Annotated in this window: 23 protein-coding genes and 2 pseudogenes; 11 read left to right on the forward strand and 14 right to left on the reverse strand. The window is 60.4% G+C overall.

Features of this window, described 5'->3' with window-relative positions; translation table 11 throughout:
- Window position 1: 1 nt before the first annotated feature.
- From IAI51_RS02340 to IAI51_RS02365, 6 genes and pseudogenes are all read left to right on the forward strand, one after another.
- Window positions 2-880, forward strand: a complete 879-nt coding sequence (locus tag IAI51_RS02340) for a CsgG/HfaB family protein (RefSeq protein WP_187677014.1) — start codon at window positions 2-4, stop codon at window positions 878-880.
- A 902-nt stretch (window positions 881-1,782) separates the two neighbouring features.
- Window positions 1,783-2,157: a DUF6124 family protein gene (locus IAI51_RS02345; protein WP_187677015.1), complete on the forward strand. Its 375-nt coding sequence runs from the start codon at window positions 1,783-1,785 to the stop codon at window positions 2,155-2,157.
- 167 nt (window positions 2,158-2,324) lie between these two features.
- A pseudogene (locus IAI51_RS02350) lies at window positions 2,325-2,507 on the forward strand (antitoxin); the annotation flags it as partial.
- A gap of 191 nt (window positions 2,508-2,698) precedes the next feature.
- Window positions 2,699-2,971, forward strand: coding sequence for a CopG family ribbon-helix-helix protein (locus IAI51_RS02355; protein ID WP_187677016.1), 273 nt, complete (start codon window positions 2,699-2,701; stop codon window positions 2,969-2,971).
- Window positions 2,971-3,246: a type II toxin-antitoxin system RelE/ParE family toxin gene (locus tag IAI51_RS02360; RefSeq protein WP_187677017.1), complete on the forward strand. Its 276-nt coding sequence runs from the start codon at window positions 2,971-2,973 to the stop codon at window positions 3,244-3,246. Before IAI51_RS02355 ends, IAI51_RS02360 begins: the two co-directional genes overlap by 1 nt.
- A gap of 53 nt (window positions 3,247-3,299) precedes the next feature.
- On the forward strand, window positions 3,300-3,515 hold the full coding sequence (locus IAI51_RS02365; RefSeq protein ID WP_187677018.1) for a hypothetical protein: 216 nt from the start codon (window positions 3,300-3,302) through the stop codon (window positions 3,513-3,515).
- A 67-nt stretch (window positions 3,516-3,582) separates the two neighbouring features.
- Here IAI51_RS02365 and IAI51_RS02370 read toward each other — a convergent pair whose 3' ends face one another.
- The 4 genes from IAI51_RS02370 to IAI51_RS02385 form a co-directional block, all read right to left on the reverse strand.
- Window positions 3,583-5,034 (reverse strand): curlin, encoded by a 1,452-nt coding sequence (locus IAI51_RS02370; protein ID WP_187677019.1) that lies wholly within the window; start codon window positions 5,032-5,034, stop codon window positions 3,583-3,585.
- Between the two features lie 27 nt (window positions 5,035-5,061).
- The gene (locus IAI51_RS02375) at window positions 5,062-5,526 is read right to left on the reverse strand and encodes a curlin (protein WP_187677020.1); all 465 of its coding nucleotides are present in this window, start codon (window positions 5,524-5,526) and stop codon (window positions 5,062-5,064) included.
- Window positions 5,527-5,598: 72 nt separating this feature from the next.
- Window positions 5,599-7,830 (reverse strand): Ig-like domain-containing protein, encoded by a 2,232-nt coding sequence (locus IAI51_RS02380; protein WP_187677021.1) that lies wholly within the window; start codon window positions 7,828-7,830, stop codon window positions 5,599-5,601.
- A 35-nt stretch (window positions 7,831-7,865) separates the two neighbouring features.
- A complete protein-coding gene (locus tag IAI51_RS02385; RefSeq protein ID WP_187677022.1) occupies window positions 7,866-9,212 on the reverse strand; it encodes a hypothetical protein in 1,347 nt (448 codons plus the stop codon).
- Window positions 9,213-9,613: 401 nt separating this feature from the next.
- Between IAI51_RS02385 and IAI51_RS02390 the strand changes: the two genes are divergently transcribed.
- From IAI51_RS02390 to IAI51_RS02400, 4 genes are all read left to right on the forward strand, one after another.
- On the forward strand, window positions 9,614-11,062 hold the full coding sequence (locus tag IAI51_RS02390; protein WP_187677023.1) for an ATP-binding protein: 1,449 nt from the start codon (window positions 9,614-9,616) through the stop codon (window positions 11,060-11,062).
- Between the two features lie 161 nt (window positions 11,063-11,223).
- Entirely contained in the window at window positions 11,224-11,346 is a 123-nt protein-coding gene (locus tag IAI51_RS27865) for a hypothetical protein (RefSeq protein WP_262410280.1), read from the forward strand.
- Window positions 11,347-11,500: 154 nt separating this feature from the next.
- Window positions 11,501-12,994 carry a sensor histidine kinase gene (locus IAI51_RS02395; RefSeq protein ID WP_187677024.1) on the forward strand — a complete coding sequence of 498 codons (1,494 nt, stop codon included), beginning with the start codon at window positions 11,501-11,503 and terminating at the stop codon, window positions 12,992-12,994.
- A complete protein-coding gene (locus IAI51_RS02400) occupies window positions 12,963-14,393 on the forward strand; it encodes a sigma-54-dependent transcriptional regulator (protein ID WP_187677025.1) in 1,431 nt (476 codons plus the stop codon). The genes IAI51_RS02395 and IAI51_RS02400 overlap by 32 nt, the downstream gene beginning before the upstream one ends.
- A gap of 12 nt (window positions 14,394-14,405) precedes the next feature.
- Here the strand turns inward: IAI51_RS02400 and IAI51_RS02405 are convergent, their stop codons facing one another.
- The 3 genes and pseudogenes from IAI51_RS02405 to IAI51_RS28110 all read right to left on the reverse strand — a co-directional run.
- Window positions 14,406-14,756: a hypothetical protein gene (locus IAI51_RS02405; protein WP_187677026.1), complete on the reverse strand. Its 351-nt coding sequence runs from the start codon at window positions 14,754-14,756 to the stop codon at window positions 14,406-14,408.
- A gap of 66 nt (window positions 14,757-14,822) precedes the next feature.
- Window positions 14,823-15,131, reverse strand: a complete 309-nt coding sequence (locus tag IAI51_RS02410) for an addiction module antidote protein (RefSeq protein ID WP_187677027.1) — start codon at window positions 15,129-15,131, stop codon at window positions 14,823-14,825.
- Window positions 15,132-15,133: 2 nt separating this feature from the next.
- Window positions 15,134-15,223, reverse strand: a pseudogene (locus tag IAI51_RS28110) (type II toxin-antitoxin system RelE/ParE family toxin); the annotation flags it as partial.
- A gap of 196 nt (window positions 15,224-15,419) precedes the next feature.
- Between IAI51_RS28110 and IAI51_RS02415 the strand changes: the two are divergent.
- Complete coding sequence (locus tag IAI51_RS02415) at window positions 15,420-16,226, forward strand: class I SAM-dependent methyltransferase (RefSeq protein WP_187677028.1); 807 nt, start codon at window positions 15,420-15,422, stop codon at window positions 16,224-16,226.
- Window positions 16,227-16,308: 82 nt separating this feature from the next.
- Here the strand turns inward: IAI51_RS02415 and IAI51_RS02420 are convergent, their stop codons facing one another.
- The 7 genes from IAI51_RS02420 to IAI51_RS02450 form a co-directional block, all read right to left on the reverse strand.
- Complete coding sequence (locus IAI51_RS02420; RefSeq protein WP_187677029.1) at window positions 16,309-17,001, reverse strand: GNAT family N-acetyltransferase; 693 nt, start codon at window positions 16,999-17,001, stop codon at window positions 16,309-16,311.
- Window positions 17,002-17,115: 114 nt separating this feature from the next.
- Entirely contained in the window at window positions 17,116-17,907 is a 792-nt protein-coding gene (locus IAI51_RS02425; RefSeq protein WP_187677030.1) for a ChbG/HpnK family deacetylase, read from the reverse strand.
- Window positions 17,879-19,066 carry a GNAT family N-acetyltransferase gene (locus tag IAI51_RS02430; protein WP_187677031.1) on the reverse strand — a complete coding sequence of 396 codons (1,188 nt, stop codon included), beginning with the start codon at window positions 19,064-19,066 and terminating at the stop codon, window positions 17,879-17,881. Before IAI51_RS02430 ends, IAI51_RS02425 begins: the two co-directional genes overlap by 29 nt.
- A gap of 4 nt (window positions 19,067-19,070) precedes the next feature.
- Window positions 19,071-19,760 (reverse strand): N-acetyltransferase, encoded by a 690-nt coding sequence (locus IAI51_RS02435; protein ID WP_187677032.1) that lies wholly within the window; start codon window positions 19,758-19,760, stop codon window positions 19,071-19,073.
- Window positions 19,761-19,828: 68 nt separating this feature from the next.
- Complete coding sequence (locus IAI51_RS02440; protein WP_187677033.1) at window positions 19,829-21,751, reverse strand: hypothetical protein; 1,923 nt, start codon at window positions 21,749-21,751, stop codon at window positions 19,829-19,831.
- Window positions 21,748-23,055, reverse strand: a complete 1,308-nt coding sequence (locus IAI51_RS02445; protein ID WP_187677034.1) for an oligosaccharide flippase family protein — start codon at window positions 23,053-23,055, stop codon at window positions 21,748-21,750. Before IAI51_RS02445 ends, IAI51_RS02440 begins: the two co-directional genes overlap by 4 nt.
- The gene (locus IAI51_RS02450) at window positions 23,052-24,053 is read right to left on the reverse strand and encodes a polysaccharide deacetylase family protein (RefSeq protein WP_187677035.1); all 1,002 of its coding nucleotides are present in this window, start codon (window positions 24,051-24,053) and stop codon (window positions 23,052-23,054) included. The genes IAI51_RS02445 and IAI51_RS02450 overlap by 4 nt, the downstream gene beginning before the upstream one ends.
- Window position 24,054 lies beyond the last annotated feature (1 nt).

Here is a 24,054-nt window from a genome sequence, read left to right on the forward strand (position 1 = left end):
CATGAAAAAGATCATCGCGCTAGGGCTGATGTTGGCGACATTACAAGGGTGCAGTCTGCGTGAGCCGATGTCGGCCGAGCAGGACACCGAAACCCCGACCCTGACCCCCAGGGCCTCGACCTACTACGACTTGCTGAAGATGCCGCGACCCAAGGGGCGTTTGATGGCGGTGGTGTACGGCTTCCGTGACCAGACCGGGCAGTACAAGCCGACGCCGGCGAGTTCGTTTTCCACCAGCGTGACCCAGGGCGCGGCCTCGATGTTGATGGACGCGATGCAGGCCAGTGGATGGTTTGTGGTGCTGGAGCGCGAAGGGCTGCAGAACCTTCTGACCGAGCGCAAGATTATTCGCGCCTCGCAGAAGAAGCCGAATACGCCGGTGAATATTCAGGGTGAGCTGCCACCGTTGCAGGCGGCGAACATGATGCTTGAAGGCGGAATCATCGCTTACGACACGAATGTGCGTAGTGGTGGGGAAGGGGCGCGGTATCTGGGGATTGATATTTCCCGGGAGTATCGGGTGGATCAGGTGACCGTCAACTTGCGTGCGGTGGATGTGCGCAGTGGGCAGGTGTTGTCGAATGTGATGACCAGCAAGACGATTTATTCGGTGGCGCGCAGTGCCGGGGTGTTCAAGTTTATCGAGTTCAAGAAGTTGCTCGAGGCCGAGGTGGGTTATACGACGAATGAGCCGGCGCAGTTGTGTGTGTTGTCGGCGATTGAGGCGGCGGTGGGGCATATGGTGGCGCAGGGGATTGAGCGGCGGTTGTGGCAGGTGGCGGGGGATAGTTCTTCGCCTTCTCAGGATGATGTTTTGAATCGGTATTTGAGTCAGAACAAGGTTGATCCGGGGGCTGAGGCTGAGGCTGACGTTGAGTGAACGTGGCGGCCTTTGGGCCGACCAGGTTCTTGTTGATTGAGTACATATCCGTTGCTGCGGTAACGGCTGCTTAGGGTTTCGCCCTGACGGCGACTCACTTTTTTGACAAACGCCTCAAAAAAGTAAGCAAAAAAAGGCTTGCCCCAACGTTCGGCCCGCTCGCTGGGGCTCGGGGTTCCTTCGCTACGGGCTTCATCCGGGGGCATCGCTTCCGGTTTGCTGCGCTGCACCTCCTTTCGATGTATGCGGCTTCGCCGCACGGCGCTGCGCGCCTTCCCCCGGATAAATCCCTCCGCTCAGCCTGCCGACGGGGCCGGTGGATCAAGATCAAGAGCAGCAGCCGAGCTAACGCTCATCCTGTTGAGTGGTGAGGAGCGCAGCGTGGTCGGCTTTGGATTTGTGGTGGATTTGCCCCTCACCCCAGCCCTCTCCCGGAGGGAGAGGGGGCCGATTTGTGTGCTTTTCAAAGTCCGAGTTCAACGCGATAGCGCACGTCGGCGTACTTCCACCAAACCACTCGGTCAGTTCCCTCTCCCTCCGGGAGAGGGCTAGGGTGAGGGTTACGATCTGAAGTTTGTTTAAAAAAGTGTCTGAATCGGCGGAACCTTCCCACAATGTTTTCAGGTTGTCCGTCGGACGTCCGGTCTCTAGCCTGTGTTCGTCGCTGCCAATTCAGCGGCCGGGCATGGAAACCCGAGTAACTACAGAGCGCACAAGCGCCATTCATAACGTATCCTTGCGCACCTTCACTGTGTGCACTTTGTTATGGCGGCTGTGCGTGGGAGACCTTGTGTCTGCCGGGTTGCCTCTGTCCCGGGTTTCCAACCTGCGTACAGCTGCCACCTATTCGCTTGGAAACCGAATGGGGGGCCAGCTATAACCGTCATACAGGGTAAATAATCATGAAAAAACCAACACCCAATCCGCCAGAATCAGAAATCACCACCGACACCACATCCCCCTACGCCTCAGTCGACAGCAAAAAACTCCACGAAGCCGCCGACCGTGCGCTCGATTACTACCTGAATCCTTCCGCTCCGATCATGTCCAGCACTAACGAGCCGGAGCCCATGTACTTCGCCAACCCCAGGTACAACACCGAGTCTCTACTGGCCAACGCCAGCGAAACCCTCGGTTCGGCCAGTGAAATGCTCAACAACTTCGCCGCCTCGCTGCCGCCCTCACACCGCAAGACCGCGCTCGGTATTGCACAAGTCGTCATGCTGGGCGAACTGGCGGTGAATCAGGCCCTCGATCACGTCGAACTGCACGATTAAGCAACCCTCTGTTGATCGTTCCCACGCTCTGCGTGGGAATGCAGCCCTTGACGCTCTGCGTCAAATTCGCGAGTTGGAACGCGGAGCGTCCCCAGAGGCATTCCCACGCAGAGCGTGGGAACGATGAAGAACAGAGACCGCGTTTTTACCCTCGGTCCGGAGGCACCATGGATCCCCTGTTTTCCACAACTGTTCCAGATTTCGAAAGCGAAGAGCAGGCAGCCAGTTATGACCGTTGGTTCCGTGCCGAAGTCCAAGCTTCAATCGATGACCCGCGCCCTAACCTTGCGCATGAGCAGGTGATGGTTGAGATATGGGCTCTGGTTGAAGCCAAGAGAGGCAAGTGTGACCGTTCATCAGTTGCAGGTCTGCTTTCACAAATTCCGCTCGAAGGCGCGATCAGGGAAATGGAGTATTACGATTAACCATGATTAACTTCGCCTCTGTTTGTCTTGGTAATAAGCTCAATCAATCATCGCGGCTAAGCTGGCATCAAGTGGTTTGTCTATTCACCTCAGCAGTCGCCCGAGGAGTTACTCAAATGGCTACCCCTGTAAAAACCCGATCTGTGACCGCCCATGTTCCTGTGCAACTGGCCGAAAAGGTCGACTTGATGGCCGAACGCCTGGAGCGCTCGCGTAACTGGATCGTCAAACAGGCGTTGAGCGCGTGGATCGATCAAGAGGAAGAGCGCAGCCGACTGACCATTGAAGCGCTGGCTGATGTGGATGCTGGTCGTGTCATCGACCACCAAGCCGTTCAGGCCTGGGCCGATAGCTTGACCACAGACAGTCCATTGCCGGTACCGCGCTAATGGAGTTGAAGTGGACGAGCAGAGGGCTTTCTGATCTGGCGAGACTTTATGAATTTTTGGCAACCGTGAATCAACCCGCAGCAGCACGGACGGTACAGCAGCTTACAGCGGCTCCAACTATGCTGATCGGGAACCCGCGTTTGGGTGAACGGTTGGAGGAGTTCGAACCACGTGATGTACGTCGGGTTCTTGTGGGGCATTACGAGATGCGATACGAGATCGTGGGTTCTGCCATTTACTTGCTGCGAATCTGGCACACACGTGAGGATCGATAATCAGCAGTCCACGGGCAGTTGCTTTCACCACATCTAAGTTTTGAGACTCTTTTTTGGATAGTTCACCCTTTGAAATCGAAAGAGCAGCGTTCGACGAATTTATCGGTCATTGGGAACAGGGACTGTTTGAAGGACAGCGTCTGGGTCAGGCGTTCTACAATCATTTTCGGCTACATCGGCTGAGCGATCAGTCTTTGCTGATGGAGCTCCATGCCGCGGATGGAAAGAAAGCGCGCGAGCAGATACGGCGTATTTTTCATCTCAACTGATGTCGATTTGGTCATTTAAGTAAAGCCGCGTTGCTTTCAGCAATCGCGGCTTTTTTATAACCAACCCTTACTGCTGCAAAACACTCGCCTGGTTAGCCGACCCGAACTGCTGAATATTCGCCGTCTGCGTCATCCCGCTCTGATCGACATTGGCAATGTTCCCAGTCCCGCCCTGGGTTACATACGCCACGTTCATGGTGTCAGCCTGTTTGACCGTGATCATGTTGTCGCTGCCATACAGCTGCGCGGTGTACGCCTGGTTGCCAGTCCCGGATTGATCAAACTCAGCACTGTTGCCGGTGCCGTTCGACGAGCCCTGGATCAGGTTGTTAGTGCCGCGCTGATCGGAGATCAGGATGTTGTCGCTGCCGTTCTGATCAAAGTACAGCTCGTTGTAGGAGTCAGCCTGTTTGACCGTGGTTTTGTTGCCAGTGCCGGTCTGGCTGGTGGTCATGATCTGGCCGACGCCATCCTGGGTGAAGTTGGCGATGTTGCCAGTGCCGGCCTGGGTGATGTTGGCGCGCTGGTTGCTGCCGAATTGGCCGCCGGTTTGCGGGCCTTTCCAGTTGCTGGCGTAGACCTTGTTGTCGTTGCCCACGGAGGTGGCGTTGAGGACGTGGCTGTCGCCGCTTTGGTAGGTGTAGTGCACGTTGCCGTTGCCGACCTGGTACAGCGCCAGGGTCGAGTTGACCGACTCGAACTGGTCGGCATAGATGGCGTTGGTGTTGCCGACCTGGGTGACGGCGGCGGTGTTGTTTTCGCCGAAGCTTTGATCGACCACGGTTTCGTTGCTGTCGCCGTACTGGTTGACGGTGGCCTGGCTGGCGAGTTGTGCGTCTTGCCAGATCTCGGTGCCGTTGAGGTTGCCGAACTGGTTGATGGTGATGTTGCCGCCGGTGCCGTCGCGCTGGTCGCCATAGGCGTAGTTGCCTTCGCCAGCCTGGTTGATGCCGATCTGCCCGCCGTTGTGGGTGACCTGTTCGGCGGTGCCGTAGTTGGCGGTGCCGTACTGGGTGATCACCGAACTGTTGCCGGTGCCTTCGTAGAGTTGCTCGATGTTGGCTTCGTTGCCGTCGCCGTATTGGAAGGTTTTGGCTTCGCTGCCGTTCTGCGAGTCTTGATAGACGAACGAGAAGTTGCCGGTGCCTTGCTGTTGTTGCAGGGCCTGGTTGCCGGCGCCGAAGCCCAGCGACTGGCTGGCGTGGCTGGTGTTGAACGCGCCGGCTTGCTGCTGGGTGATGACACTGTTGTTTTCGAACAGTTGCTCGGCGTAACCGGCGTTGTAGTCACCGACCGCGTCTTGGGTGATCACGCTAGTGGCGTTGTCTTGCAGGGCGGCGGCGTTGTTGCCTTGGCCCAGTTGGGTCTGGGTGGCGGTGCTGAACGGGGCCTGGGTCTGCTTCACATCGGCGATGTTGGCAGTACCGGCCTGGTTCTGGGTGGACAGGCTGTCGTCGGCCATGGCCTGGGCACTGATCATGACCAGTAGGGCGGCGGTGAGGGGCGTCAGTTTGAACATGATTAACTCTCCGATGAGTGCAGTGCTTTAGCGATATTGCTTGACCGAAACGCTCATGCCGTTGCCCGACTGGGTCACGGCGCTTTGCAGCCCCGCGCCGGCCTGCTCGATGCTGGCGTCGTTGTTGTTGCCGTTTTGCGAAATCTGCGCGCGGTTGTGGCTGCCGTTCTGGGTGATCGACGCGGCGTTGCCGGAACCGTTCTGGGTGATCAAAGCCATGAGGTCGCTGCCCTGTTGCAGGATGTAAGCTTCTTGATTGCTGCCCGACTGCACGATCCGCCCAAGCAGCGACTGACCGTTTTGTTGCAGCAGCGCGAGGTTGGCCTGGCCGATCTGCTCGATCAGGGCTTGCTGGCCCACGGGGGGTGGCAGCTCGCCGAGGTCGGCGCTGGAGGGCGCCAGGTCATCGTTTTCCATCAGGTCGTCGGCACGCACCCCTGCACTGCTGCACAGCAGGAGCAGGCAAAGCAGGGCGGCGGTCGGCGTGTTCATGGCGGAAAACCTCTTGGGCAATAAGCGCTTGAAGCCAGGCCCCACCCACCCGAAAGTGGGTGGGGCGCAGGTTCAAAGCGTGTTCACCGACACCGTGCGCACGGTGCCCTGGGACGAGCGGATGGTTGCGGTCGGGTTGGCCGATGGCACCACCGTCGTGTTGTTCAGCGTCAACCGCCAGCGACCGGTCAGCGGCACCGTCGTCGTGCCCAAGGTGACCAGCCCGGTCGGGGTGGTGACCTGCACGGTGATGGTGTTGCCGGTGGTCACCGAGGACGTGCCGGTGAAGTCCCAGTTGAAGCGTCCACCGGAGCGTGCCTGCACCGTCGAGGCGGTGACCGCGAAGGTTTCCGCCGCTGGCCGTGGCGAGACTTGCACCGTCACCGTGGCCGACGTCGACTGGGCGCCGAAGCTGTCCCGGGCGATGTAGGTGAAGGTGGTGGTGAACGCCGTGGTCACGGTGGCCGGTGGGGTGTAGGTGATCACTGTGCCGTCGGTGCTGACCGTGCCGCGGCCGGCGGCCGGTTGGGTCAGGCTGGCGACGCCCAGCGGCACGTTGCCTTCCGGATCGGTGTCGTTGGCCAGGACGTTGATCGGGATCGCCACGCCCAGTGTCGCGACGCTGTCGGCGACCGCAGTCGGTGCCCGGTTAGGCGCTACGGTGATGGTCACGGTGGCCGGAGCCGTCGAGGCCAGACCTTTGACGTCTTGTGCCTTGTAGGTGAAGGTCGTGGTCAGTGGCGCATTCACCACGGCTGGCGGGGTGTAGACCACAGCGGTGGAGCCGCTGAGGGCGACGGTGCCTTGGCCGGCAGCCGGTTGGGTCAACGCGGTGATACTCAACGGCGTGTCGCCGTCGGGATCGCTGTCGTTGGTCAGCAGGCTGAGGGTGATCGGCACGCCGAAACTGGTGCTGCCGGCGTCGGTATTGGCGATCGGTGGTTGGTTCTCACCGGTGTTCGGCGCGGTGCCGACCACCACAACAGCCTCGGTGTCGCTGCCACCGGCGGCGGATTTGACCGTTACGGTAGCCGGTGGCTGGGTCAGGTCGGCGATGGTGATGCGTTGCAGGGTGCCGGTTTTCGACAGACGTCCGTAGCCCTGCGCGACCATGTCCGGCACGGCCACTTCATCGGTCGAGGTGGCCTCGATCAAAAGGCTGTGATTGCTCCAGCTGTAGCGCGCGGTCTGCACTTTCACCACGTCGGTGAGTTTGGCCGACACGGCCGTAGGTCGCGTGGTACCGGTAGGGTTGGTGGCGGTCACCACCACGACCGGTGGGACGGCGCCGGTGCCCAGGCGCTGACCGAAGAACAGGCCGTTGTTGTCACCCAGCAGACTGGTCTGACAAGGCGTCGGCGGCGGGCCGGGGAGCAATGCCACGGTTTCCCGGAAGCACAGCGCCGAGCTGCTGTCAGCCTTGGCAAACACTTCGGCACGCACGCCAGCGGCAGTGCGGTGATAGGTGGCGCGGTCGATTTCCACCTGAGTTTGCTGACGGTTGTCGAGCACCTTGCCGGACAGACTGAAGATATTGGACTGGATCGTGCCGGCGGGACCGGTGATGCGCACGAAGTTGGTGTCGAACGGGCTGCCGGTCACCGCCTCGGTGAGGTTCGGGTCGCCAACGAAGGTTTCGGTGGCGCCGGTGTCCGGGTTCACCTCGGTATAAGGCCCGTTGACGCTGCGCAGGAACGGGCCGATAGCCCCATTCAACGCACCACTGAAATTGCCCGGGGCACCGATGCCGATGTCGCGGGTGATGTTGATCGCCCGCCGACCCGGGGTGGTGACATTGACCGTTTCCACGCCGTAGGGGTGGGTGATGGTATAGGTGCCGGCGGTGGGTACCGAGACCCGAATGCGGATCCGCGCAAAGCTCGCCTGATCGCCATCGATCGGGTTCTCCGACGCGAACGCCGCTTCCATCGCGGCCACGTAGGCTTCCAGTTCATAACCACTGTTCCCGACTTGCGGAATGGTGGTTTCTGCCAGGAACCAAAACGATTCCGGTGGCCAGTTATCGGGGAAGATCATCGGCTGGGCATCGTCATAGATCCCAGGCTCGGCCAGCAAAATACACATGTAGGCCGGTGGTGTGCTGACAGGCACTCGCGAACTGGCGGCGCGCGACTGGCAGAGTTCCATCGACAGCAAATTGTTGTCCTGATACCACATCGGGAATTTCCCGGTGGCGAAGGTGTAGGGGCCGGGGTCGACGGCGGCGAGTTGCGCATAGGCACTGCCGGTCAGCGAGAGAGCAAGCCCGAGCGCGTTGAGCGCAAAGCGTGGCCACTTGTTCATGATGCCTCCTGATACGGATCTGGGCATGTGAGCGTTCATTGCACGATGACCACTTCTTCGGTATCGCTGCCGCCGTTGGACGACGTCACCCGAACCTTGGCCGGTGGTATCGGCGAGATCCCGGTGGCCAGGGTTTTCACCGCGCCGTCGCCGCTCAGGGCGCCAATGGCGGCACCACTGAAGGAGCTGGCGGTGAGCACCGGCGGCGAGGTCTCGTCACTGGTCGAGGCGACCAACGTCAATTGCCCGGAGCTGAGGCTGTACTCGGCGCGCTGGATCACCACCAGGTCGGTCAGGGTCATGGGCAGGGTGGTTGGCGTGCTGCTGGCGATGGCCAAGTGGTTGTCGGCGGTCACTTGCAGGGTGGTCGGCAAGGTCGGGTTGACTGCCGATTGCGCGTACCAGGCACCGGTTGAGTTGGCTTCGGTCATGTTCAGCACCGGGGTGCTGCTGGTGACGGCCACGGTGCCCGGCGCGGGCGGAGCTTTCACAAACACGTCCTGCTGGGCCACGGGTGCGCTGTCGCCTGCTTTGCGCGAGTAGGTGCTGCGCTCGGTGATCATTGGCGTTGGCCGGACTACGGTCGACAATTTGCCGGAGATCGCAAACAACGTGCTGCGCAGGTCGAGGCCGTTAGGGCCTTCGATCCGCACGTAGTTGGTGTTGAACGGACTACCGGTGACCGCTTCGTTGAGGTTCGGGTCACCGACAAACTGCTCGGCGGCGCCCGTCACCGGGTTGGTCTCGGTGTAGGGCCCATTGACGCTGCGCAGGAACGGGCCAATGTCACCCTTGAGCGCGCCGTCGTAGGTTTGCGGTATACCGATGCCGATGTCGCGGGTCATGTTGATCGCGCGCCGGCCGGGGGTGTCGATGTTGAACACGTCGACGCCGTACGGGTGGGTGATCACGTAGGTGCCGGCGGTCGGTACATCGACGCGGATACGGATCCGCGCAAAGCTGACCTGATCACCTTCCACCGGTTCTTCGGCAGCGAACGCGGCTTCGATCGCACTGACGAAACCGAGGTCGATCCCGCGTGCGGCATCGACGATGGTGGTTTCGCCGGTGAACCAGAACGATTCATCGGGGAAGTTGGTCGGGAAGACAATCGGCTGTGCGTCGTCGAACACGCCGGGGGTTGGCAGCAGTGTGCACATGTACGAAGGCGCGCCGGGAGCGCTGGGCACTCGCGAGCTGAGCGCTTTGGACAGGCACAGATCCAGGGTGCGGCCGTGGGTGTCCTGATACCAACTGGCGAAACCGCCGTTGGCCGGTATGTACGGACCCGGATCAACAGCGAACAAAGCGGCCTGGGCAATGCCCTGGGCCAGGGCGCTCACGACCAGGACGGTCGCGGTTTTGGACAGTAAAGGGTGCATGAGTTAATCCCTCTATCGAAGTACCTGCCCCTTAGGGATGGGTCAGTTGCAGAGGGCCTGTACACCTTCCATGCCAAGGTGTGGCGAACAGGTCGCAGAGGGCCGTGATAGAGGGGTTGCAGGGTTGGGAAGATGAGGTCTGCAGTCACTGGGGAAAGGGCGTCAGCCCCCAGGATTGGGTGTGGCTGGGGATATGCGTCGGATGAAGAACCTGAGGGAGCTGGCTTGCCAGCGATAGCAGAATTCCCGTAACGAAGATGTCGACTGACTCACCGCAATCGCTGGCAAGCCAGCTCCCACAAGGGTTTGCAGTGATCAGGGAATCTGCGCACCCCCCGCATCCGGGCAAAGCCCCAACCGTGGGCTATAACCCTATAGGGAAGTTTCCGGAAGTCGCCGCCATGAACATGCAGTCGAAATCGCTTCCAGTCGAGGACCGCAATCTACGGTTGAGCTCGCGCACGCTGCCGTTCAACCTGTTGCGCTGGTTTTCGCTGATCAGCATGGCCGTGATCGGCACTGTGGCCGTGGCGCTCGGTATGGTGTCGACACGCTTTGTGATCGACGAAAGCGTGCAGCGCGATGCCTTGCTGACGGCGCAATTCATTCAGGCCATCGCTTCGGCTGAAGTTCGGCATGTCTCGATTCCCAATGTGCGAACGATGGGCGAACTGCTCGACCCGCGCCTGGACAAGGATTTTGCCGATATCGATCCGAAGGCCCGGGCAGATGCACGCGCTGAGTTTCTTGATCACATCGAAAACCTGCCAGACGTGATCCTGGCCAACATCTACGCACCGGATCGGCTGGTGGTCTGGTCGACGAACCCGGCGCTGACAGGCACGCGCATTCATTCCGACGAAGACCTCGATCGCGCCTTCAATGAAAAGATTCCGGTGTCGGCCAGTTATCACAACGTCGACAAGGAGCGTGAGGAGCAGAAATTCGTCACCCCACCGGACTACATGTTTATTGAAAACTACATTCCGCTGTTCGACGCCGACGGCAAAAACGTTACGGCGATGGTCGAGATCTACAAGGAGCCCAAAGACCTGATTGCCCGTATCGAACGCGGGCTGACGCTGATCTGGCTGGCCACCGCGCTGGGCGGCGGGCTGATTTATCTGGGGCTGTACTGGATCGTGCGGCGCGCGGCCATTCTGCTTGCGGCGCAGCAGAGACAATTGATTGCCAATGAAACCTTTGTCGCACTGGGCGAGATGTCTTCAGCCGTGGCGCACAGTCTGCGCAATCCGCTGGCGACCATCCGCTCCAGTGCCGAACTGGCGCTGGAGTTCGACGCCGGCCCCGCGCAGAAGAACATCAACGACATCATCGGTCAGGTCGACCGCATTTCGAAGTGGGTGCGCGAGTTGCTGCAGTCGCTGCGCCCGCTCAACGATGACCCGGAACCGGTGAATCTAGTGGCGGCGCTGTACGAAAGCCTCGTCGCGTTCGAGCAACAGATCGCCAGGGCCAGCGTGCAAGTGGTGTTTCAGCCGCAAAGTACGCCCATGGTGTTGAGCCAGCCGGTGCAACTGACGCAGATCCTCAACAGCCTGTTGGCCAACGCGCTGGAGGCCATGGACAAGGGCGGCACATTGACCGTCAGCCTCGAACCGAGCGGCGACCGGGGAGTCTGCGTAGTACTCAGCGACACCGGCAAAGGCATGAACGAAGAACAGCGCAGCATGGCCTTCCGGCCGTTTTTCACGACCAAGTCCGGTGGTCTTGGTGTGGGCCTTGTGCTGGTCAAGCGCATCATGGAACGCTTTGGTGGCGGCGTGACCCTGGATAGCCGTGAAGGCGAGGGGACCACGGTGCGTCTGGCGTTCCAGCGGGTGCCATAACCGCGAGGTTTGCTGACTTTCCCCAATAGTGGGTGCCAAACCCCGGTCACGGTGGGGTGGGGCAACTCACAACACGCATAACTACCTGTTAAAGCTGGAAATAATATTCTGGCGCAGTAGTTGCAAAACACCATCACCCCTTCCTGATGAAGAGGCTGGTGATGGACATAACTATGCGTGACCTCAGCGATAGCTGGCCTCAATTCGACACTGATCATGCCCGAATCCCGATGTCCGACCGGCGTCTGGACGAGGCGTTCGCGCAGGCGATCATCGACTGTTGACTGCGCATTGACGCGAGTAAAACCGGGCGATCCCGCCGCGAAGGTGAGTCGTATGCAATAGCGGCGAAATAGCATCATTGAACCATGTGTCGCTGTCATAGCCACCTACACTGATTGCTATGACCGGCTCGATACAAATCTCCAGGGCACTCTCATGCAGCGACTGGAAGCACAAAATATCCCTGCGCCGGTGGCATCGGCCGCAGCAGGCAAAGGCTGGCGGACTCAGTTCAATCTGTTGCGCTGGTTCTCGCTCGCGAGTTTTTTCATCATCGCCGCCGTGGCGGTGGGGCTGGCCTACATCTCCACGCGGTTTGTGGTCACTGAAAGTGTCGAGCGCGATGCGCTGTTGACCGCGCAATTCGTCCAGGCAATCGGCGAGGCAGAAATGCGTCATGCCAAGATCACTTCGGCCAGGACCATGGGCGAAATGCTTGATCCGCGCCAGGACAACAGCTATCCCGATGTCGATCCGGCCGCGCATGTCTCCGCCCGCATCGAGTTTCTCGATCACGTCAAACACTTGCCGGACATTTTGCTGGCCACGGTTTATGCGCTGGATCGCACGGTGATCTGGTCAACCAATCCGGAGCTGATCGGTGTACACATCGACGATGACGACGAACTTGACGAGTCATTCGAGATGAAAGTGCCGGTGTCGTCGAGCTATCACAAGATCGATGATGAGCGTCCGGAGCAGCGGCTGCTGCGCGAACCGAAATACCTGTTCATCGAAAACTACATCCCGATGTTCAACGCCGATAAAAGCAAAGTCATCGCCATGGTCGAGGTCTACAAGGAGCCGGCGGATCTGGTCGCCCGGATCGACCGTGGCTTCGCCTCGATCTGGGCGGCAACGCTTTTCGGGGGCGCGGTGATCTTTCTCGCGCTGTTCTGGATCGTCCGCCGGGCGGCGCAGTTGCTGCAGAGCCAGCAGCAACAGTTGATCAGCAATGAAACCTTTGTCGCGCTGGGCGAGATGTCCTCGGCCGTGGCCCACAGCCTGCGCAATCCGCTGGCGACCATCCGCTCCAGCGCCGAACTGGCGCAGGAAGTCGCCAGCGAGGGCGCGCAGCGCAATATCGGAGACATCATCAGCCAGGTCGATCGCATGTCGCGCTGGGTGCGTGAGTTGCTGGTGTCGCTGCGGCCGATGGGCGAGGAAGGCGAGGCAGTGGATCTGGTTCTGGCGGTCGAAGACACCCTTGGCGCCTTCGACGCGCTGATCAAACGCAATGGAGTCGAGGTGCGTTTCAGTCCGCAACCTTGCCCGCCAGTGGTCAGTCAGCGGGTGCTGCTCACGCAAATACTCAATAGCCTGTTTGCCAACGCTCTGGAAGCCATGCCCAAGGGCGGTGTGCTCAGCGTCGAATTCGAAACACCGCAGGCCGACAGCGTGCGCATGACCCTCAGCGACACCGGCAAGGGCATGAGTGCGCAACAGCAACTGTTGGTGTTCAAACCGTTTTTCACCACCAAGCAGGGCGGCCTCGGGGTTGGTCTGGCGTTGGTCAAAAGAATCATGGAGCGTTTTCAGGGCTCGGTCGTCTTGACCAGCAAAGAGCAGGAAGGAACCCGCGTCAGTCTCAACTTCAAAGTGGCATCGGGAGGGGAATATGGAGCACAGCATTCTGCTGGTCGAGGATGATGAACTGTTGGCCGAAAATATTCAGACCTACCTGGAGCGCAAAGACTTCGAGGTGACGGTTTGCCATTCGGCCGAAGACGCGCTGGAGCAATTGGGCAGCTTCATGCCGGACATCGTGCTGACCGACAACTCGCTGCCGGGCATGAGTGGGCACGACTTGATCCAGAAGCTGCGCATCAGCGCGCCGGATCTGAAAGTGATCATGATGACCGGCTATGGCAACGTCGACGATGCCGTGGTGGCCATGAAGGAGGGCGCCTTTCATTACGTCACCAAACCGGTTGCGCTGCCGGAGCTCAAACTGCTGCTCGACAAGGCCCTGGCCACCGAGCGCATGGAGCGCACGCTGTCGTTCTATCAGGAACGCGAGGCGCAGAAATCCGGAATACAGGCGCTGATCGGCGAGTCGGCGCCAATGCAGTACCTGAAGAACACCATCGGCCAGTTGCTCGATGCCGAACGGCGCATGGCCAACACCGATTTGCCGCCCGTGCTGGTGGAGGGCGAAACCGGCACCGGCAAGGAACTGGTGGCCCGCGCGCTGCACTTCGACGGCCCACGCAGCAAAGGCCCGTTCATTGAATTCAACTGTGCGTCGATCCCGTCGAATCTGGTCGAGTCGGAACTGTTCGGCCACGAAAAGGGCGCGTTCACCGACGCCAAGGATCGTCGCGTGGGGTTAGTGGAAGCCGCTGACGGCGGGACATTGTTTCTCGACGAAGTCGGGGAAATGGATCTGCTGTTGCAGGCCAAGCTGTTGAAGTTGCTGGAGGACCGGACGATTCGCCGGGTCGGTGCGGTGAAGGAGCGCAAGGTCAACCTGCGGGTGATCAGCGCGACCAACTGCAACCTTGAGCAAATGGTCCAGCAGGGCAAATTCCGTCGCGATCTGTTTTTCCGCTTGCGGATCATTTCGATCAAGGTGCCGCGCCTGTATGCCCGAGGTGAAGACATCCTGATGCTGGCCCGGCACTTCCTCGCCAGCCACGGCAAACGCTACGGCAAACCGAACCTGCATTTCAGCCAGCAGGCCGAAGAGCTGCTGCTCAGTTACACCTGGCCGGGAAACGTGCGCGAATTGCGCAACATGCTTGAGCAAACCGTGCTGCTGGCGCCGAGCGACACCATCGCCGCGCATCAGTTGAACGTGTGCATGAGCCTGGTCGACGAACCACCGCTGCACCTGCACGAAGTGCCCACGCATTACGAACCACGTCCAGCGAGTAATACCGAGTCGATGAACCTGCCGGAAGTCGAGCGCGACATGGTGCGCAAGATGCTCGACAAGACCGACTGGAACGTCACCAAATCCGCGCGTTTGCTGGGCCTGAGCCGCGACATGCTGCGTTACCGCATCGAAAAGCTCGGCCTCGCGCGCCCGGACAAACGCCAGTGGTGAACCCACAGTGGATTAGTGTTGCACTTGGCGGCTCAGGCACTCCAGCACACAACTCGGGTCGAGCACCTCGTCATTCACATAAATCCCGCGCTCGGCATCGTACGTGCGGATAAACACCCGCACTGTCGCATCCGCCACCGTCGGCAGTTGCGAGTCGGAGAACACGCGGCGGTCGGGAATGATCACGAAATCCTGCGGCGCCGTGTCATCAAAGGGCCGCGGAGGCGTGGCGTTCAGCGAATACGGGGCAGGGTGGGCGAAGGGCTGGTTCGGCCCGTAGTAAACGAAATTGCTGTCCAGCGCTTGCACCGAAGTGGCGGCGAGCAGACAGACGGTCAACAACAGCCGATTGAGCATTTGCATGGCGGCACCTGCGAGTGCGGTTTTCCCCAAGGCTATTAACTATAGCTGCCTCTGCCATCCACGAGCTCAAGATGTCGAGTGATTGATCAAATGCCCCGGTTGTGCACAAAGGTCAATGCCAAGGGCATGGATGACCTTCAATACGGTGTCGAAGCGCGGCTTTGCGCCTGGCGCGAACGCCTTGTACAGACTTTCACGACCCATGCCTGCGTCTTTGGCTATCTGCGTCATTCCGCGGGCTCTGAGCACATAACCTATTGCTCGAAGAAACTCCTCGTTATCGCCATCTGCAAGAACCTGGGACAGGTATTCGCTGATGGCCTCGTCACTGTCCAACAATGTCGCCATGTCGAAATTCGTCAAAGTCTGGCTCATGGTTAAACCTCCCTTGCCATTTTTTTTGCGCGCCGGATGTCTGCGCTTTGTGAGGATTTGTCGCCTCCGGCCAGTAGAACGATGACTGCACCTCATTACTGACTGTATCCAAGTAGATACAGATAAGCAGTCGGCCAAGTCTTCTATCGGTCCTGGATAATTCGTCGACACTTGTGGGCGAAAAGCGCCTGTTTTGTAGGAGCGTCGCTTACAAGTTTTCGACAATTACACCTGACAGCCTGATCTAGACTCCGACCGCTCAATCACGAGCATCGTCCGGAGTGCGCCATGGAAGTGCCGAACAATAAAAACGCCATCGAAAGCAATCGACAGGCGTGGAACGATTCCGCCCGCCATCATCAGGATTCGCCTGACTGGCAGGCGCTGCTGAGCGACGTCGCACAGGCAGATTTCTCCTGCCTCGATGACACGCTGCGCGGGTTGCTGGAAGAGGTCGGTGTCGACGGTAAAGATGTGATTCAACTGGGCTGCAACAACGGTCGCGAGAGTCTTTCGCTGTTCGCACTGGGTGCGCGCAGTGTCGTGGGGGTGGATCAGTCGAGCGCTTTTCTCGATCAGGCCCGTGAGCTGAACAGCCGCTCAGCGCACAACGCCGAATTCATCGAAAGCGATATCCATCACCTACCGGCATTGCTGCACAACCGCTTCGACGTGGCGCTGATCACCATCGGTGTACTCAACTGGATGCCCGACATCGGCGAATTCTTCCGTCACGTTGCGTCGACCCTGAAACCGGGTGGAAAACTGGTGATCTACGAAACCCACCCGTTTCTGGAAATGGTCGATCCGGACGCCGAGGATCCGTATCGCCTCGCCAGCTCGTACTTCCGCGCCGAGCCGTTCGTGCAGGAAGAGCCGATTGTCTATGTCGGCAAGGTCGAGCAGCAGGCGGCGAAGTCCTACTGGTTCGTGCATAACCTCGGCGCAATCTTCAGCGGCGCCATCGGGGCAGGGCTGAACATCGCGCACTTCAAGGAATATGCGCATTCGAATCGGGAGGAATTGTATGACCGGTATCTGAACCGGGAGGCGCAGTTACCGATGTGTTTCACCTTGGTTGCCACCAAAGTCTGAGATTCATCAGCGCGGCTACAGGCCTCATCGCTGGCTTGCCAGCGATGGCGGCATCAATGCCGCCATACATTTGTGGATTGGCTCAAGTCTGCGCCGCCGCGCTCACCACCGGCCGCCCCGGTTTGCGCAATGGCTCCAGCCGCGAGCCTTCGTAGCGTGTTTCACGGAAGAATTTCCAGCGGCCGAACAGGCAGTAGACGTGAGTGATGCGCCCCTGTTCCTGGTAGCCCATGCGGATGTGCAGTTTCAGCGCCGGGATATTGTGGGTTTCGCAAACGTCCACGACCTTGTTGCAGCCCTGGGCCGCCATGGCTTCCCAGAGGGCGACTTGCACGTCCACCGACAGGCTGCTACCGAAATAGGCACGGATCATTTCGCCGCCAAACTCGAAGAACTCGCCGGGTTTTACCGGAAACATGCAGCCGTAATAGTGGCGGTCGTGATAGTCGCGAATACTGCCCCAGATAAACCCTACGGCATGACCGTCCGCATCGAGGTACATGTGCCCGGTGTGCCCCTCGGCGGCGAGCTCCGCCATGGTCTCCACGCGGTCACCAAAGTGTTTGCCGAACGCCCCGGCATTTTCCGGGGTGATGTCGACTTTGCGCAGGCCGTCGTAAGGGCGCAGCTTGTGCGGCGGCACCGGGCTGACCAGGTCTCGCTCCATCCACAGCAGTTCCCAATGGAAGAACACGTAGCGTTTCCACATCGTGCCGAAGGTGCGGCCGAGGCCTTTTTGACGGATGCGTTCTTGTAGTTTTTCGATGACGCTCATGATGTCCTCCGTGGCCGAAGCCAGGGTGCTGTGGATGGTGCTTTTGTGGGTATAGATCAAGCCTTCAATTTCATTTAAAAGTGCCATCCTGGAAAGTATTGCAGGGTATGTAAGTCAATCGAGTGCCGTGGCACCACGCACAAACTCCTTGTTCAGATCTGCGTAGGAAACCCGTGGAACGCCCTTCAGCTGCCGCTCTAGCACGCGGCTCAGGGACTCATCAGTGGGGAGATAGGCATCGCCGAAATCCGACCCAAGCTGAGTCGGATGGGCGACGATTTCCAGCACACCGTCGGTCGGCGCACTGTCGTTACGCAGGTCCACCGGCGTGCAGACGTAGTCGGCAGTGGCCCCGGCCAAACCTTGCAAACGCCAATTGAGCAGACCTTTGAACACGCGTTTGGGCAGGCTGAGGTTTTGCCCCAGATTGCGCGCCAGCCGAATCGGCACACCTTGCTGCGCAGCGAAGCGCGCGACGATCTCGCCAATCGGCCAGATGTTGTGAACGTGCTGATGCGAGTCGATGTGGCTCGGGCGCACACCGTGATCGACACAGCGCTGCCACTGCGCCTGCAACTCCTCACGCACCGCGTCGCGATCCTCACGGCAAAGCCACAAGCGATGGCGCGGCAGGCTGAGGTCGAACACACCATAACCATCGCAGAACGTGCGACGAGCCAGAATCGCCTGGCTCAACGGCCGCCCGTAAGTCAGGTTGAAGTGCAGCCCGACCCGGCCCTCAAGCGACGGATGCCGAGCCATGGCACAGGCCGCTTCGAACGCCGGCATGGTGGCCATGGCGGTGGCGGAGCTGATGACCCCGGCCTGAAACGCGGCGAAGATCACCGCGTTTTCGTTCGGGCTGAGGCCGAAATCGTCAGCGTTGACTATGACTTGGCGCGGCATTTGGTTCGCCCTCCTTGGTGATCGCGACAGGTTTGACGACGGTTGCAGGTTTGTCTGCGCGCTTGGCTCGCCACTGCTGCAGTGCAGGTTTGAACCGCTGCCATACGCGCAACGCCAGGCCGAGTGCGAGACCACTGGGCCGCCAGGAATAGAAGCTCCAGCGCCAGTGTTCCAGTTGCCCGGTCATGCGCTCATGGAGTTGATGGCTGGAGTTTTTCAGGCTCACCCGCGAGGCATCGATCCAGCGCCAGTGATCGTCCAGGCCCCAGCGAATCCACTCTTCCAGCAACACCCGACCGCTGCCCAGATCAGCGTATTGCGGCAGGAACGCGAGGTTGTAATCGTAGAGCCGACCCCGTTCGAGCAGCCCGAGCCGGTAGCTGATGCAACGCCCGTTCAACTCCAGCGTCACCACCCGCACTAGGCCTTGGTCGGCGAGCGCGGTGAACGCGCGCTCGATCAATTGGCGGCTGTGTTCGCTGGCGAAAATGCCGACGCCTTCGTCACCTTTCCAGCTCACCGCTTCGACTTCTCTGATCAGCTGCAGCAGTGGCCCCATCGAAATCGCATCCGGAATGATCCGCCGCACCTCGGCACCGCAGGCGGCAATCCGCTTGCGCGCCCGACGCAGTTTGTAGCGTGGATCGCCGGAGACTTCCTGATGATCCGCCTCGCTGATCAGATGCACTGGCACCCGACAGCTCAGCCGTCGCTCACCGGTGGAGCTGTGGGCCATCCACTCGGTGAGGGCACTTTCTTCACCGGCGGGCTCGGACAATTCGTTGAGTTGCAGCAACGCGTGGGGCAGGCGTTGGCGGATCAACAGCAAGGCCTCGCGCATGTCTTCGCTGCCGAGCAAAGAGAGCAATGCCAGCCGATCGGCCAGCGGATAGCCCAAGTGATGCAACACTCGAAGCGGTACGCCGAAAAAGCGCTCGCGACTCGCCACGAGCGGCAAGCACAGACGCAACTCCTCCGCTTCCCAACCCAGCAGAATGTGCAGATGCTCACCCTCGCCAAGTGCCTGCTCAGCCGCACACAACCAGCCAAGGTTGTTGAACGGCGTGTGATCCGTCACTCGCAGGCGCAGCGTTTCATAGGCTGCTGCCGGGAAGTCGGCGGCGCACAGTGAAGTGCGCCATTCGAATCGCGTCACCATAGGCTCAGGCCGCCGTTGCTGTTACAGGTGGTCGGGAAGGTTTGCGCAGGGCATCCAGGCGCGAACCGCTGTAGCGGGTTTCGCGGTAGAAGCGCCAGCGACCGAACAGGGTGTAAACATTCATGATCCGGTGTTGTTCGGTATAGCCCATGCGCAGGTGTAGCTTGAGTGCCGGTACGTTATGGAACTCGCAGACATCGACAACTGTGTCGCAGCCCTGGGCGGCCATGGCTTTCCACAACTCCAGTTGCAGGTCCACAGACAGCTCGGTGCCCCAATAGGCACGGGTCAGTTCACCGCCGAACTCAAAGAACTCGCCAGGTTTTACCGGGAACAGGCAACCGTAGTAATGCCGGTCGAAATAGTCCTGTGCGCAGCCCCAGATGAACGCCACGGCGTCGCCCTGATCGTCCAGGTGCATGTGCCCGGTGTGACCTTCTTTGGCCAGTTCGGCCATGGTCCCGACACGGTCGCCGAAATAGCGGGCGAAGGCGTTGGCGTTGTCCGTCGTGATCTTCACCACCTTCAGCGGCGGATAAGGTTTAAGGCTGTGCGGTGGCACCGGGCTGGCCAGATCGCGCTCCATCCACAGCAATTCCCGATGGAAAAACACGTAGTGCTTCCAAATTTTTTTCACCGTGGCAGAGAGTCCTTTCTGCCGGATGTTTTCAGTCAGTTTTCGCAGCATATTCATGGTGTTCACTCCTGATGACGATGCGTCGCGCGGCCGAACGCCGGCGCGGCAGAACATCAAAAGGGCGGTCATGAAGCGCTCCAACTCAGAGCGAATAGCGTTTGTCCTGGCAGCTCGAAGCGCACACGGCCGTCCTGGCAGTGAAAAGGCGCATCGCGGCTGCGGTTGTCGGCGCCGAAGTAACGCAACGCGCCGTTGTTCAGCGGGCACTTGGCACCGCTCAGATCGACACGCTGTAAACGCGTGCCTTTGTTTACGCCGAGCAGCTCACGCTGCTCGTCGCCGGCCATCGCCAGCACATCGACTTCAAACGCATCGTTTTCCAGCCACAACACTTGATGCAGCCAGTGTTGCGCAATGAACTGCTGGGCCAGCCCCACCGGTTTCAGTTCGAAGCGATTTTCGTCGGCCGACACCCGCAACATGCCCTTGGGGTACTGCGGCTCATCGGCGGCCTGAAACCAGTTGAGCATGCTCAGCAAGCCGTCCTGCGAGGCGTTGATCACCACCGAGGCCCACCATAGCGACGCGTAGTGGGTTTCCTGATCGTAGGGGCTGAGGCTGGAGCCGCTGGACATATTGGTCTGATCGAGCAGCAGCCTTTTGCGCGGTTGGCCCTGGCCATCGAGGCCGACCAGTTCAGCAGCACGACGCACGCTGTCGCGGTAGACGCGGGTGGCGAGCAGATCGCGGATCATCCATTCGTGCCATGCCAGCGCATCGACTTGATCACCGGACTCCGCGAGCAAGCGCCGCGCCCAATCGATGCCGCGCTTGTCGGCCGCATTGTTGGCGAACGGGCCATTGACCAGCCGCGAACTGGCCGGCATGGCGATGCGCACGCCTGCCTTGGCGTTGGCTGGGTCGCTGCGCACCTGCCGCGCCATGCTGCTGAAGATCGCCCGGTATTGTTCGTAGCTTGAATAGTTGAGATTAGGCTCGTCGGCGAAACCGATGTAATGCGTGCCTTTGCCACCCAGGGCGCGGGTGCCGGCGAGCCAGGCGTCGAGGCCGCTGTTGCTTTGCACATCGGCGCGCAGATCAGCCTGACGCTGACTGCCGGCGAGCAGGGTGATGTCCTGTTTGATGCCGAAACGATCCTGATAAAACTGGCGGAACGCGTCTTCGAAATGCGGCTCCTTCGCCGTGACATCGACAAAGCTGTAGTAACTCGCCGCTGTCGGTTTCAGCGCATCGAGCGCAGCGTGACTGGCTGGCGGCGGCATCACATAGGGCAGGGCGATGCCCAGATCCGGCGTGCGCCCGAGGACTTTGTCGTGCAGGGTCAAACGCGTCTGACCAGCGTCTTCGCGTACGGCTTTGAGTTGCTGCGGATTCTGCGCAAACAGATTGGCCGTGCCGTCGAGCCAGAACGCCGCTTTACCGCTGCCTTGCACGCGCATGCGCCAGACTTGTTCACGGTCGCTGACCGGCAGCGCGACCTTATCGAATTGCCAATAGGCCCGATAGGGTTTCAGCGCCAGCGTCAAAGATTGCCCATCACCTGCACGCTGCGCCTGCAACGCGGTGACGCCACCGTGAAATTTGCCGGCGAGCACCGCGCGCTCGCCCGGCGCAACTCTGAAAAACAGCTCATCGCCGTGACGGGTATCGACGCTGAAATGCACCTTGGCCGGGGCGAACAAGGCGATTGTACGTTCGTCATGTTCGACCCGGTAATTGCGGAAGCTGTAGCCGGGGATTTCCAACCGATAACTGGCCGCGCCGGGCACCAGTGACCAGCTCTGGCTGCCACGAATTTCGTCGGCTTTGATAAACCGGTCGCCCTGCAACTTGCCCTGACCGTCGAGCAGGTACAGATGCTCTTCGTTGGCATCCGCCTGCCACGCCGGCGTCCAGCGCACGGTCACTGTGTCCGGGCGATCGGTTTGCAGATACAGGCTGCCGTCGCGGATCTCGCCCCAACGCATCGACGCAGCAAACGCGTCCAGCGACAGGCCGAGGCCGAACAGTAGGGCCAGGCCTTTCATGCGGCCTTCCGACGTTGCAGCATCAGCCACATCGGAGTGATGTCGCTGGGCAGAATGATCAGGGTTTGCCAGAACGGCACGCCGCTCAGGCGGCAGTACAACACCAGCATCGCCAAGGTGACGGCGAGATAAGCAATCGACGAAGCGGCTGCGGCGCCGACGATCCCGTAGGCGGGAATCAACACCAGGTTCAGTGCCAGATTGAGCAGGGCGCCGAGGCCCATCAGCATGGACACCGTGCCGGGACGATTTTTGCCGATCAAGTCCAGGCGCAGGATGCTCGCGTAGCACAAGCCCAACAGCCCCGGCAGCAAGGCGAGCAGCGCCGGATAGGCCGGTTGGTAAGCAACGCCGAACAGCGTGACGATCAGCCATTCGCCGATCACCGCCATGGTCAGGCAGGCACCGAGCATCACCGTGGCGGTCAGGCGCAACGCCAGCGGGGTGACCTTATCCATGCCTGCGTCCTGCTGCAACAGGCGCTTCATCAGCGGCGTGGTCACCGCTTCCGGGACGATCAGCAGCAGTTCGGCGGCGGCGCTGGCCATGGCGTAATGGCCCAGCGCGGTGCTGCCGAGCAGGGCGCCGATAAACAGGTAGTCCGAACGCAGAATCACTTGCTGGAACAGCAGATCCGGATGGCTGCGCGCACTGAAGCGCAGTAGTTCTTTCTGGCTGGCACGATCCCATTGCAGTTGCAGCGGCTGCGCACGTTTGAGCCAGACCCAACCGACCAGTACCACCAGACTGATCCCGGCCAGCCAACTGATCAGCGCCGCTTCCAGGGCGGCGCTTTTCCACATCCAGAACAAGCCGAGAAACAGCAGCAGTGGCGCCAGCGATTCCACCAGACGCAAGACGTTGAACGCGACCACGCCGCCGGAGGCGTTGTGCAAGGTCAGCAGACCGCTTTTGAGCACCGTCATCGGCACCGCCAGCAGCAACAGCCACGCGAGCAGCCCGAGTTGCATCGTCACATCCAGTTCACTGCCAAACTCACGCGCCAGCGCCACCACCAGCAAGGTCAGCAAAGCGGCGAGCAAACACCCGAACACCAACACCTGGCTGAGCAACAAGCCCATCGGCCGCTGCTTGGCGGCTTGATAGCCGACCGCCGAATTCAAGCCGCCGCTGGTGGCGGCACTGATCAAGTCCGGCAGGGTGCTGAGCAGGGCAAACAAACCACGTTCGCTCGGCCCGAGGATTCGCGCCAGCAGCACGTTGCGCAGCAAACGCAGGGCAATCATCGCCAGTTTGGTGCCCATGCTCAGCGCCAGATGCTTGAGGTAGTTGCCTCGACTCATGGTCGCGCCCCGCGAAATATCCGCCATGACAGCAACTGCGGATTGCGCGCGGTACGTTGACTGACCCCGAAACGCGGCAGGTTCAGCGGATCGCCTTCACCGCGATAAATGCCGGTGCCGGTGCCCAGCGCAAACGGATAATCGTGATCGGCAATCTGCTTGCGCACGCGCTCGTCGTTGTCGCCGTTGGGGTAGCAATACACCGGCAGCGGCCGGTTGCAGCCGTTTTGCAGGGCATGGCGGCTACGGCTGATTTCTTCGTTCAAACGCACATCATCAAGACCGGTGAGGATCGCGTGACTGGCACCGTGCGGGCCGAACCGCACCAGACCGGACGCCTCCAGTGCGCGCACCTGATGCCAGTCCAGGGCTTGCGGTTGTGATTCCGGCGGGCACTCATCGGTCAGACGTTCAAGCTCTCGTGGCGCCAGCGTCTTCAGCCCTTGCAGGTAATGCAGCATCGACAGGCTGCGTCGATCGACATCAATGTCATCCACCAGCACGGGCACCGGATGACCGCTGGCGTGCAGGCATTCGATCAAGTGCATACGCGCCTTGTCGCCATGGCTGCCCCACAGGGTTTCGCCCAGGCTTTCCCACCAGAAGCGCTGCCGGCTGCCGATGAAGTCGGTGGAGAGAAAAATGCTCGCTGGTACCTGATGTTTTTGCAGCAACGGGAAGGCGTTGACCGCGTTGTCGCGCCAGCCGTCATCGAAGGTGAGCGCCACCCGTGGGCGCTCGCTGCGCAGGGAGTTGGGCTGGAGGATTTCCATCAGCGGCACGCAGTCGAAGTGTCGGCGCAACCACACGAGCAAATGCTCGAAGGCTTTGGGCCCGACGCACAATTCGTTGCGGTGCGGCAGGTCGGCTGCGCGGTCGTTGGCCAGCACCCGGTGCAACATCAGGATCACGCCGGCGCCTTGCAATTGATTACGCCCCACGTGCGAGTTCAGATAGAGCCAGCCACTGGTGCGTTTTAGCAGTTGTTTGATCGCCATG

Origin of the sequence: Pseudomonas sp. N40(2020) (assembly GCF_014472415.1) — a bacterium.
Classification (GTDB): Bacteria; Pseudomonadota; Gammaproteobacteria; order Pseudomonadales; family Pseudomonadaceae; genus Aquipseudomonas.

Coding starts and splice junctions, on each gene's coding strand:
- IAI51_RS02425 (WP_187677030.1), bottom strand. CDS start 17,907: ATGCCGCGCCAAGTCATAGTCAACGCTGACGATTTCGGCCTCAGCCCG.
- IAI51_RS02375 (WP_187677020.1), bottom strand. CDS start 5,526: ATGAACACGCCGACCGCCGCCCTGCTTTGCCTGCTCCTGCTGTGCAGC.
- IAI51_RS27865 (WP_262410280.1), top strand. CDS start 11,224: ATGGACATAACTATGCGTGACCTCAGCGATAGCTGGCCTCAATTCGAC.
- IAI51_RS02445 (WP_187677034.1), bottom strand. CDS start 23,055: ATGAGTCGAGGCAACTACCTCAAGCATCTGGCGCTGAGCATGGGCACC.
- IAI51_RS02400 (WP_187677025.1), top strand. CDS start 12,963: ATGGAGCACAGCATTCTGCTGGTCGAGGATGATGAACTGTTGGCCGAA.
- IAI51_RS02410 (WP_187677027.1), bottom strand. CDS start 15,131: ATGAGCCAGACTTTGACGAATTTCGACATGGCGACATTGTTGGACAGT.
- IAI51_RS02395 (WP_187677024.1), top strand. CDS start 11,501: ATGCAGCGACTGGAAGCACAAAATATCCCTGCGCCGGTGGCATCGGCC.
- IAI51_RS02355 (WP_187677016.1), top strand. CDS start 2,699: ATGGCTACCCCTGTAAAAACCCGATCTGTGACCGCCCATGTTCCTGTG.
- IAI51_RS02385 (WP_187677022.1), bottom strand. CDS start 9,212: ATGCACCCTTTACTGTCCAAAACCGCGACCGTCCTGGTCGTGAGCGCC.
- IAI51_RS02450 (WP_187677035.1), bottom strand. CDS start 24,053: ATGGCGATCAAACAACTGCTAAAACGCACCAGTGGCTGGCTCTATCTG.
- IAI51_RS02430 (WP_187677031.1), bottom strand. CDS start 19,066: ATGGTGACGCGATTCGAATGGCGCACTTCACTGTGCGCCGCCGACTTC.
- IAI51_RS02345 (WP_187677015.1), top strand. CDS start 1,783: ATGAAAAAACCAACACCCAATCCGCCAGAATCAGAAATCACCACCGAC.
- IAI51_RS02390 (WP_187677023.1), top strand. CDS start 9,614: ATGAACATGCAGTCGAAATCGCTTCCAGTCGAGGACCGCAATCTACGG.
- IAI51_RS02370 (WP_187677019.1), bottom strand. CDS start 5,034: ATGTTCAAACTGACGCCCCTCACCGCCGCCCTACTGGTCATGATCAGT.
- IAI51_RS02420 (WP_187677029.1), bottom strand. CDS start 17,001: ATGAGCGTCATCGAAAAACTACAAGAACGCATCCGTCAAAAAGGCCTC.
- IAI51_RS02415 (WP_187677028.1), top strand. CDS start 15,420: ATGGAAGTGCCGAACAATAAAAACGCCATCGAAAGCAATCGACAGGCG.
- IAI51_RS02440 (WP_187677033.1), bottom strand. CDS start 21,751: ATGAAAGGCCTGGCCCTACTGTTCGGCCTCGGCCTGTCGCTGGACGCG.
- IAI51_RS02405 (WP_187677026.1), bottom strand. CDS start 14,756: ATGCAAATGCTCAATCGGCTGTTGTTGACCGTCTGTCTGCTCGCCGCC.
- IAI51_RS02360 (WP_187677017.1), top strand. CDS start 2,971: ATGGAGTTGAAGTGGACGAGCAGAGGGCTTTCTGATCTGGCGAGACTT.
- IAI51_RS02340 (WP_187677014.1), top strand. CDS start 2: ATGAAAAAGATCATCGCGCTAGGGCTGATGTTGGCGACATTACAAGGG.
- IAI51_RS02435 (WP_187677032.1), bottom strand. CDS start 19,760: ATGAATATGCTGCGAAAACTGACTGAAAACATCCGGCAGAAAGGACTC.
- IAI51_RS02380 (WP_187677021.1), bottom strand. CDS start 7,830: ATGAACAAGTGGCCACGCTTTGCGCTCAACGCGCTCGGGCTTGCTCTC.